The following is a 6,719-nucleotide window of genomic DNA, read 5'->3' on the forward strand; positions in this document are numbered from 1 at the left end:
ACATGATATTTACAATTCCATCGCGTGTGCGCTAAGCTCTTTTCGTCCCCCATTGGGACCCCCTTTCAATTCTTAATTAACTCTTGCAGTTGCCAGACCACAAGACGTTTTTATCAAATTGAAAGGGGTTATATAACTAACTTATAGCTGTAAGCTTTACGGAACCCCCAGCCTAGCTGGGGGTTTTCTCTATACAAGAAAAAAGGCACCGATTAAGGTGCCTTTGCATTTTAGTATGACGTACTTACTCTGTTGGTTGAATCGTCACCGGAGTGAAGGTTGCCGTCGCATTGCCTCCCGCCCCAGGGCGGTCTTCATAGGTCGTGTTTTGCATCAGTGTGTAGTACACGTCCACAAAATCATCGTCGTTCGTCAGCAGACCATCTGGGATCACATCGATAATTTTACCGGTGATCTGAGCAATGATCGCATAACCCTGAACTTCCGGATCCGGGATCATTTTCAGGATTTCTTCTGCCGCCTGAACCAGCAGTTTTGCCAACTCTTTATAGTCCGTGCCATCGTCCTGTTCCATCAGGATCATATCCACTGCACCCCAGCGGTAACGAGGCCACAAGATAATGGTTTGACCCGGGTAATAATCTTGTTTGTCGTAATCCAGGTAAGGCATTTCAACCAAATCGATTGCAGGCTCATCGCGGCTTGGATTGACGCCCGTAATGATGGCGTAAATTTCGGCCTTACCTGATATCCATGGTTCCATATCGTCATTCAAGCGGATCTTAGTCAGTTGCGTTGTGTTCAGCGGTTCAACACTGTCAGTGCTGGCTGAACGGCTCATTTTACTGAAACCCTCGGTGCTCTCTTTGGTTGACAACAGAGTACGCTGACCCAAACGCTGCATCTCAGCTTGCATCGCCTGCAGGCCTGCACGCAGTTCCTGAGCACTGTTACTGTCGACAACGAAGACCGGAACATCCGGCATTTGATACACATCCAACTGATGAAGCTGACCGTGAATGTCGTAGGCCTCAACATATTGCCAGGAAGAGTCATCGCCGGTTGGTTCGAATGCAAATAGCGGGCTTTCACCCTGTTTCCATTCTTCAACCATCGACGCGTCCGCCAAACGCAACTCCAGAATAGAATCAGCAAAATCGCTGATCCCTTTCATTGAGCGGAAGTTGGCATCGGTTTTTTCCATCTGCTGACTGAACTGAGAATTCGGCTCAGCCGTTTTCAAGGTGCTCAGCGACACAGATAATTGATCGGTGCTGATCTGAGACTTAAGTGTCTCTTCCAGATCCGCGTAGCTTTCACTCAGTTGCAGCGCTAGCTCCTGCTTTTGTTTGGTGATCGCTTCGGCTTTCGCCTGAGCGCTCATACTATCACCTGATGAAGATTTATCATCAGACTGACAACCAACCATCGCCGTAGCAAGCAATAAAGTGACAGGTATTATTGGTCTCATAAAAAGAATCCTTATTGTATTTCTTATCATTAGTAGAGCAGTTACTCCACTCTTCAAAACCTATCAGTAATCTTAATAAGTGAAAGAAAAACGATTCATTACACCTCAGTTTTTCCACTCAAGATCACTTTTCCAACCTTTGATTTGATATTTAATTTTACCTAAATTAGACATGTCAAATTTATAATCCACTAAACTATCAATATTTAGTTTTATAGACTAAAAAGGCGTTCTAACAGAACGCCTTGCTATATTAACTTTCAGATCAGTAAGTCGCCTTAAGCTCAACACGCCCACCCGGATGCTGTGCATCCAAAGTGAAATGGACGTAACCTGGCTGCTCTACTGTCATTTCAACATACTCGTTACTGCCTGCGTGTTGGGAAGCAAGATCAAAATCCTCCGTAGATGCCCAGCTTTGACGCCCGACATACAGGTCCACCTCTCCGTCTTTCTCGCCGACAGACGACAGCCACACTCGTACGACAGCCGGCCGGTCTACATACAGACCGGCATAACGTGTTTCGTTAATGTCCAGGTTCACAGCTTGTCCGTCCGTCAACAGCAGAGGGGTTAAGTCGTCTTCTGCTTTCGCCGGTGAACTGGTTTCCACTTGGCTGATCACTTCAACATCACTGAACGATTCGCGTGCCGTCAGGCTGAAATAGTAACGTCCCGGAGCGATAAAACCGTTGCTTTGTGGTGTGAACGTGATGACTTCATCACTACCAGAGCCATATTCGGAAACCTGATAATCGTAGTAATGCGCCACTTTCTGGTAACTGGCGTACAAATCAGAATCGCCGTCACCACGTGTTGTCACAGTAAACGACGTGACGCCGTCTGGAATATCAATATAGAACTGCTGCTCTTCATATTGATCGGCAGAGAAATGCGCTGAATGATTCATACCGAAACTTGGCATGGCATCGTCGCTCTGATCACCATTATCGTTATTATCATCGCCATGATCCGTGCCTGGTTTTTCGCTGCTGAGTGTTGTTAACCAAGTAGCAAACTCGCTGTCGTACTGAGGCCCGAGTCGCTTCACTTCTTCCGCCCACGACTGGTACTCGCCGCTGCGGCCAAGCTGAAGCAGACGATCAACGTCAGCCGGGTGGTTTTCGATCATAAAACGCACTGCTAGGTAACCCCAGCGATAGATGCGGTTTACGTCATGGTTGTAATCCGTGGCAAACACATCGCTCAGCGAGTAGTTGGCGTCCGAGGCCAGATCAATCGCTGCCTGATAGCCTTTCTTGTAATGCATGTATTCCGCAAACCCTTCCAGCCACCACACCATGTTGCCGTGGCTGAGCGTATCACCGAAACCGCCATATAAGTTGAAGCGACCATCGAGATAATGAACATACTCGTGTTCAAGGTTAAGGATCGCCAGATCGTCACCTGAATCGTAACGGTAGGCCAGAAAACGAGCGGTGTTGTTCGGATCCGATGGTGTGCCTTCCAGATACTGACCACCATTGTCGGTACTGTTGCCAAACAGGAAGTTGGAATAAGTGACATAAGCGTCGTTACTTGGCCATACCACCACTTCAACCTGATCGTTGTGGTCGTCGGCCACCGGGACGGCGCCCGAGTTAACCACATCGTGGAAGTCCGCCTCTTTGGCTTCCAGTACATCACACGCTTTTTGAGCTTGTTGATCGGACAAATTCTGCGAACGAATGATTGCCGGTCCATGACAAGTGTAACGATTCGGCAGCAAACGTTGCTCCAGTTGCGTTTTTCCTTCCGCCAAACGCAGCTCGGCGCCCCGCTCCGGCGCGTAAAACAGGATCATTTCTGCCGCCGCCAACCAAAGACGCTCACCCGGCGTGCCAATTTGATGCTGTTGCAGTGTCTGCTCCATCATCGCCAACACCTGTTCACGAAGCGTGTCGTTGCGCGTGGCCAGAAGACGGCCAGATTCACGTACGGCGTTGTACACCAAAAATTCTGCATCGGTACCCATTGCCCACTGATTCTGGTCAACAAACGTTTTTAGGCGTGTCAGGTACTCCGGATGGCGAGCCATATCATCGTAAAACGCGCTGCGCGAAACATGGCCGGACATCGCGCGGAAGAGGTTGTTGAGGCCATCGACATATTGCAGGTTCTGCGCACTTTCACGGTCAAACGAACCCAACATGTCCAGCATGGAGTCCATCGCCAACGGCAGTTGTTTTACGCTGTCAACCATCAGGCTCATCCCTGACATCGCGTCCACTTGATCTCGGCCCAAGTCGCGCGCGAATGGAGAGCGTAGGAACTGATCAGACAGTTGAGCCAGAGACTGACTCATCGCTTCTGAGTAGTAGCCGTGTTTATCTTGCGTGGCATAGCGGGCAAAATACGCAGCGCGTACAAACTCACTCAAGTTGGCGATTCGCTTGGCCTGTGCGTCCTCACCACGATAGTGAGTGACTTCTGTCGCCAACGCACGCTGGATTTGTTGCAGTGACGCTTCACTGTATAACCCTTGAGCTGCCTCTTCTGGCGCATTGTACCAGGAGCGGAAACAGGATTGTTCCGCGTCCGAAATATCAGCAATGATATCCGGAGACTGGATGAGATCCTGATATTCGCATTGTGCAGCAGCAGTGGAACTGACACCGGCCAGCAACAGCGCCGTGACCAGTTTCTTGGGAACGAATAGACGTTGATTGTGTTTCATACGCAACACCCTTTTTATAGTAATGATTTGAGGCTGCGTTATATCAACGATTAATGCTTAATATAAATCCAAATGCATAGCCTTTTAGAGGCTGGTTCAAAACTTTCGCCAAATAAGACAATCGCAATCGATAAAATAAAACATATATTTAACAATCAGTTAGCCAGAAAAGAAACTGATACGAAACTCACTAATCTGGTCATCATAATATTGCTGCCACTCACTGTCCGTCAGGTTGGCAAAGCGGCTCTGACGCTGTTGTTCAAGTGTGCGTTTTAATCTTTCCAGCTGTTGTTGATAGCTCTGAGTCTGCGTTGTCTGCTCTGCCACTTGCTGCGCTCTGGCTTGTATGTCGTTCGCTTCCGCATCACTTAGGTACATTGCCGCAAGCTGTGAAGACACGTGTTCTCTTTGCGTCTGGTTATATGAGTGAGGAATCAGGCTGAGGCCTCTTTCGTATTTGGCCGCAGAGCTGACTAAACCGATCGCTGCTTCACTCTTATGCCATTGATTGAGTAAGTGGCGATAAGATTGCACAAACTGATCGGGGCTTTCGGTGGCTAACTGCTGCGTTTCCAGACTAAAGTCATAGACGGCAAACTCGTCAGCAAACACGATGTTGGCAGCCTCTCCCCATGTCTGTTGAGCCAGGCGCTTAACCTCTTCAACTCTGGCCCGCAAGGTCGCAAAATCACTGAGTGAGGTGCTGCCAAGACTCTGCTGCCACTCCTGATTCAAATGTTGATAGTGCGCGATTAACTGATAACGCTCCGGCGTCAGCATGGTTTGTATTAAATCGAGCTCCAAGGCACAGCTATCGCGATCCAGACACTCACGCCAAAACGCTTCCACCTGAAAAACAAAGGCTCGCCCCTGTGCGTCTTCAAGCCGCTTTGCCAGATCCATCAAACGCTCGGATGACTCGCGGCTGGGTGAAACCGAACTCGGTGTAGGCACACTCTCAGGTACCAAGCCCGATGAACCTGAAGGCTGATCGGGCACTGAGACGGGCTCCGGCGACAAGACAGTTGAAACTGGTGCCGAACTGTAACGCCACCACAAAGTGCCCGCCACAACGGCAAGCACAGTGACTGAGATAATGCGCTTCATTCTTTGATGACCGCACTGACCGGGAAGTGATCCGACAGATTGTAGTGTTTCCACAAACGTTCATCCGTTGAACGCGGGACATCCACGCGATTGTCGTTGTAAGCCTTAATGCCATACTCATTGCTCACCATCACGTAATCTAAATATTCCACGTTCTCACCACCTGACAGAGCTTCACCAGCGAAGTCGTTGATGCGTGGGTCAAAGGTCGATTCCGTATAACCCGTATACTGAGGCTCAATCGCACTCAGGTTAGCGATCATCTGTTGATAGTCACCTGGGAATTTACGCTTGTTGACATTGAAATCACCGCTGTAGACTACCGTTTCGTTGGCAGGAATCTCGAGAGACTGCGCCATTGCGCGCATCTGTTTAAACTGACGTTGACGGTAGTCGCGCGCCGTATCGGTATCGTAAGAAGCCGTGTGAGTCGCAAACACATGGTATGCCTTACCACCTTTGATGATCTCGGCATAATTCACGCCCTTATCGGCGAAACAGTCCGTACCGGTGCAGTCTGGAAATACATACTGAGCCTGATTCACAATGGGGTAACGGCTGACAATCATCACACCGCCGTCATAAATATTGACGCCATCTTTGTCCAGCATCTTGGTCTGATAAGGATACTCTTTGGCAAGCTCACGCAAAAACTCGTCGCGGCCCCCCGCAAACACTTCCTGAAGCGCTAACACATCATAGCCTTTGACATATTCCGGAATAATGTCAAAACGGTCGTCGATGTGGGAGGCAATCGCAGGTAACGCCCAAATGTTGTAAGTCATCATCTTCAACGTATCTTCGTCCGACTCTGGCTGCTCATCAATTTTGGCGGGGGTGATAGTGTAGTAAAGATCATCGTAACGAGCGGTCTGAGCCGATTTAAATGCCAGCTCGGCCGCACGGTCACCAAAACTGTCGCTGTCGAATCGATGTACATTGCGATCGTCTTGCAACTGCAGACCGACATCGGAAGCCGAGACACCGTATTCGATAGTAGAATTGTACCAGTGGCCTTCCATTACCTGGTTTAGGGTAACGCTTTCCCCTTGCGGATTAGACACAACAGTATGGAAACGATAGGTTTCACCGGATTTCACACCTTCCCAACGATTAAAGCTGATCACCTGCTTGGTTTCCCATGGCCCCAGCACTTCAACATGCTGTTGCCATTCTTCACCGTATTGCAGTAAGTCCGATCCTTCATGGTTGACCTGTATGGTTAAAGTTTGATCAGAGTTATTGGTCAGATACACATCGGTATCTGCAACGGCAGGAAGCGCCAGAATTGAAGCTAACAATACATTCCACTGCGTAAGATTCATTTTTCCATCCTTTGTATAAATTTGAAGGCTAGAATCTAGAGCATAGAAGTTACATATTTTTTATAAATAAGTTACAAATAACACATTGAGTAATAATATGAAATTTGTGCTCAACATCTTATTTTATATATTTATTTAACAACACGGCACACGTAATAAATATTTATCCTATGTA

General features: G+C 48.4%; 4 protein-coding genes. All 4 read right to left on the reverse strand.

The window, feature by feature from the left end; genetic code table 11:
• Positions 1-244: 244 nt before the first annotated feature.
• On the reverse strand, positions 245-1,432 hold the full coding sequence (locus tag CAG64_RS19420) for a DUF3103 domain-containing protein (RefSeq protein ID WP_040902409.1): 1,188 nt from the start codon (positions 1,430-1,432) through the stop codon (positions 245-247).
• A 265-nt stretch (positions 1,433-1,697) separates the two neighbouring features.
• Positions 1,698-4,109, reverse strand: a complete 2,412-nt coding sequence (locus CAG64_RS19425) for a M9 family metallopeptidase (protein ID WP_161488500.1) — start codon at positions 4,107-4,109, stop codon at positions 1,698-1,700.
• 159 nt (positions 4,110-4,268) lie between these two features.
• Positions 4,269-5,219 carry a chromosome partitioning protein ParA gene (locus CAG64_RS19430; protein ID WP_161489238.1) on the reverse strand — a complete coding sequence of 317 codons (951 nt, stop codon included), beginning with the start codon at positions 5,217-5,219 and terminating at the stop codon, positions 4,269-4,271.
• Complete coding sequence (locus CAG64_RS19435) at positions 5,216-6,544, reverse strand: sphingomyelin phosphodiesterase (protein ID WP_161488762.1); 1,329 nt, start codon at positions 6,542-6,544, stop codon at positions 5,216-5,218. Before CAG64_RS19435 ends, CAG64_RS19430 begins: the two co-directional genes overlap by 4 nt.
• Positions 6,545-6,719 lie beyond the last annotated feature (175 nt).

Source organism: Vibrio sp. V38_P2S17PM301, assembly GCF_009904845.1.
Taxonomy (GTDB): domain Bacteria; phylum Pseudomonadota; class Gammaproteobacteria; order Enterobacterales; family Vibrionaceae; genus Vibrio; species Vibrio proteolyticus.